General features: G+C 61.4%; 2 protein-coding genes and 1 pseudogene. All 3 read right to left on the bottom strand.

Annotated features, from left to right (window positions below):
* Positions 1 to 918 precede the first annotated feature (918 nt).
* Positions 919 to 1,673 (bottom strand): annotated as a pseudogene (locus AC0L2Z_RS35100) (hydroxymethylpyrimidine/phosphomethylpyrimidine kinase).
* Positions 1,664 to 2,269 (bottom strand): thiamine phosphate synthase, encoded by a 606-nt coding sequence (locus tag AC0L2Z_RS35095; RefSeq protein WP_473518808.1) that lies wholly within the window; start codon positions 2,267 to 2,269, stop codon positions 1,664 to 1,666. Before AC0L2Z_RS35095 ends, AC0L2Z_RS35100 begins: the two are co-directional and overlap by 10 nt.
* Positions 2,266 to 2,916: thiazole synthase (locus tag AC0L2Z_RS35090; protein WP_473630603.1), on the bottom strand; the 651-nt coding region annotated here is incomplete at its 5' end. The genes AC0L2Z_RS35095 and AC0L2Z_RS35090, both read right to left, overlap by 4 nt.

The raw sequence follows: 2,916 nt of genomic DNA, 5'->3' as shown, positions 1-2,916 counted from the left end.
CTCGGCATACGACCAGAGCATCGCGCAGGGCTTCACGTCGGCGCATAGACGACATCCTCGTCGGGGCCGCCGCTGAGCTTGTCATTGTCCTCACCGACGGTATGCGGTTTGTAGCGGCCATTCTCACCGGGTAGATGGTCCGAGCTATCTGCGCCGAATACGTGGTCGTTGCCTCCACGACCACCGATTGCCCTGGGTATCCCAGATCGCATCCTCGGCCTCGTGACGCCTTCATATTCATCATCCGTCGACTAGAGAAATCGATTGCTTCAATTAAGAACATTCACGTTTTGGATGCATTCACGCGCAATCCGCGGTGTACTGCTGAGGATGCCTCACTTCGGCGCGCTTGCTATTGAAGCGTTCGCCTCCTCAAGCAGCTCAGGGCCGCCCCGTGTCGAAGCTGTTGCCGCCAAGTCTCGATGCGGCAATCGTGACCGCATCAAGCGAGCACCCCGCCATCCTCGCCTCGGAGCATCTGGTCGACGCGGCAGCGTTTTGGGTGAATCGCCCGAAGGTGCGCTGCTGCCACAGCTTTCCACTTCAGCTGGCGTCTCGAGCGCCTGTCGCAACACCTCGCCTATCGCCAGCCAGCAGGACGGCACGACTAACTCAGCCAGCATCGGCGCGACATTGATCATACCGATCTATTCGGGTGGCCGCACTTCGGCGCTTGTACGACGGAACAAGGAATCGCTCAATCAGGCCCGGACCGATACCGGCGGTAAGGACAATAACAACCTCAGCGGCGCCCCGACGAGGAGTCGGCCGCGCTCTGGTCCGTCAGCAAGTGACTGCAGCATGGACCACGTACACCGCAGCCCGACTTGCCTTGAATGGCGTCGTCGAGCAGCGATGTCGGCCAGCGCACCACGCTCGACGTTCTCAACGCCCAGGCCGTAGTCATCACCGGCAAGATCAATCGTGCCGAAGCCTCTCGAAAACAAACAGCTTGCCTTCGCGCACGCTGTCTTCGAGCGGCTTCGCCTTCGCCAGATGCGCCGCAATCGCGCTGGCCAGCACGCAACCTGTTCCGCGCATAGGTGCGGCAAGGCGCGGTGCATCGAAGGGGATGGGTTCATGACCGGAGCGTAACAGAATATCGGTCGATCGGGGTCCCGACGCATGCCCACCCTTAATCAGCAGGGCTTGAGCACCGGCGGCCAGCAGTCTTTGTCCTTGTTGGAGCGCTCCGTCCTCATCCACTGCCAGTTCGGAGCCAATAAGGAGCGCCAGTTCAGGGAGGTTGGGCGTGACAATGCAGCAAAGTGGCATCAGATCGCGCTTCATGGCATCGATAGAGGCCTGCTTCCAGAAGCGCGCGGCCTGAAGTGGAGGCCAGCACAGGGTCGAGTACTGCCGGCACTTGCCAATTTTCGCGGCAGCACCGCCGCAACGGTAAGGATGGTCTCGGCTGTTCCGAGCATGCCGATCTTGATTGCCGCCACTTCCTTGGCCTGCAGCGCGGCGTTGATCTGATCGGCCACCAGGCTTGGTGGCGAACGATTGATTTCCATGACGGCGTCGTGCGTTTGCACCGTCAGCGCGGTGACAGCAAGACAGGTGCGCACGCCAATGGCAGAGATCGTCTCGATGTCTCGTGCTATTCCAGCACCCCCGCTGGAATCCGATCCGCCGACGACAACCACATGGGGTTCGCGCCTCAGCGCCATGGCTTTGTCTTTTCGATCCACTCGCGTGTTCGCGCTTCCGGATCGGGATTCAATGTAATGTCGGTCGCCACGGCGGCGCTGTCCGCACCGGCACCGAATACATCCTCGAGCCGGTTGGGATTGAGGCCGCCGATCGCGACCAGGGGTGTCGGCGCGATCCGGCGCTTCCATTCACCGAGCCGCTCTGGCCCTTGCGGCGTCCACTTCATCGTCTTCAAGATGGTGGGATAGATCGGACCGAGCGCAATATAGTCGGGCTCCGCAAACATGGCCGTTTCCAGCTCGACATGATCATGCGTGCTCAATCCGAGCCTGACGCCGGCTGCCCGTATCCTCGAGAGGTTGGCGGTTTGCAGATCCTCCTGGCCGAGATGCACGAAATCGCAGCCTTCCTCGATTGCCAGGCGCCAATGATCGTTGACGACGAGCTGGCATTTGTGTTGGGCACACAAGGCATTCGACTTGCGGATCTCGGCGCGCAACCTGGTCTCATTCATGCTTTTGATGCGAAGCTGAACCTGCTTGACGCCGATCGGCGCCAACCGTTCTATCCAGGCAGCGCTGTCGACGATCAGGTAGAAGGGATCGAGCTTCATGAAGAAACTGCCCTGCCGATGGTCGGCGTCGATGGTTCGGCAACCTCGCGCGGTTCGAGGATTCCCGAGCAGAAAGCTTCACGGCCGGCTTCGACCGCCTTGCCGAATGCTCGTGCCATGCCGACGGGGTCGGCCGCCTTGGCGACAGCGGTGTTCAGGAGCACGGCGTCAAAGCCGAGTTCCATGACGGTCGCCGCATGCGACGGCCGCCCGAGGCCAGCGTCCACAATCAGCGGGACGCCGAGGAAATGTCCGCGCATCGAGCGCAGCGCAGTTATGTTGATCGGTCCGAGGGCGGAACCGATCGGTGCGCACCACGGCATCAAGACGTTGCAGCCCGCCTCCAGCAGCCGCTCGGCGACAACAAGGTCGTCGGTGGTATAGGGGAATACCGAAAATCCATCCTCGCACAGCATGCGGGCGGCTTCGACCAGGCCGAACACATCCGGTTGCAGCGTGTCGTGGTTGCCGATCACTTCGAGCTTGATCCAGCTCGTGCCGAAGACCTCGCGCGCCATATTTGCGGTCGTGACGGCTTCCTTGACGGAGTGACAACCGGCGGTGTTGGGTAGGACATGCAGCCGCAGCGATTGGATAAGCGACCAGAATTTCTCGCCACCCTTGCCGCCGGCCATTTCGCGGCGCAA

This window comes from Mesorhizobium sp. WSM4850, assembly GCF_055811735.1.
This window is presented reverse-complemented; position numbering and strand designations above follow the sequence as displayed.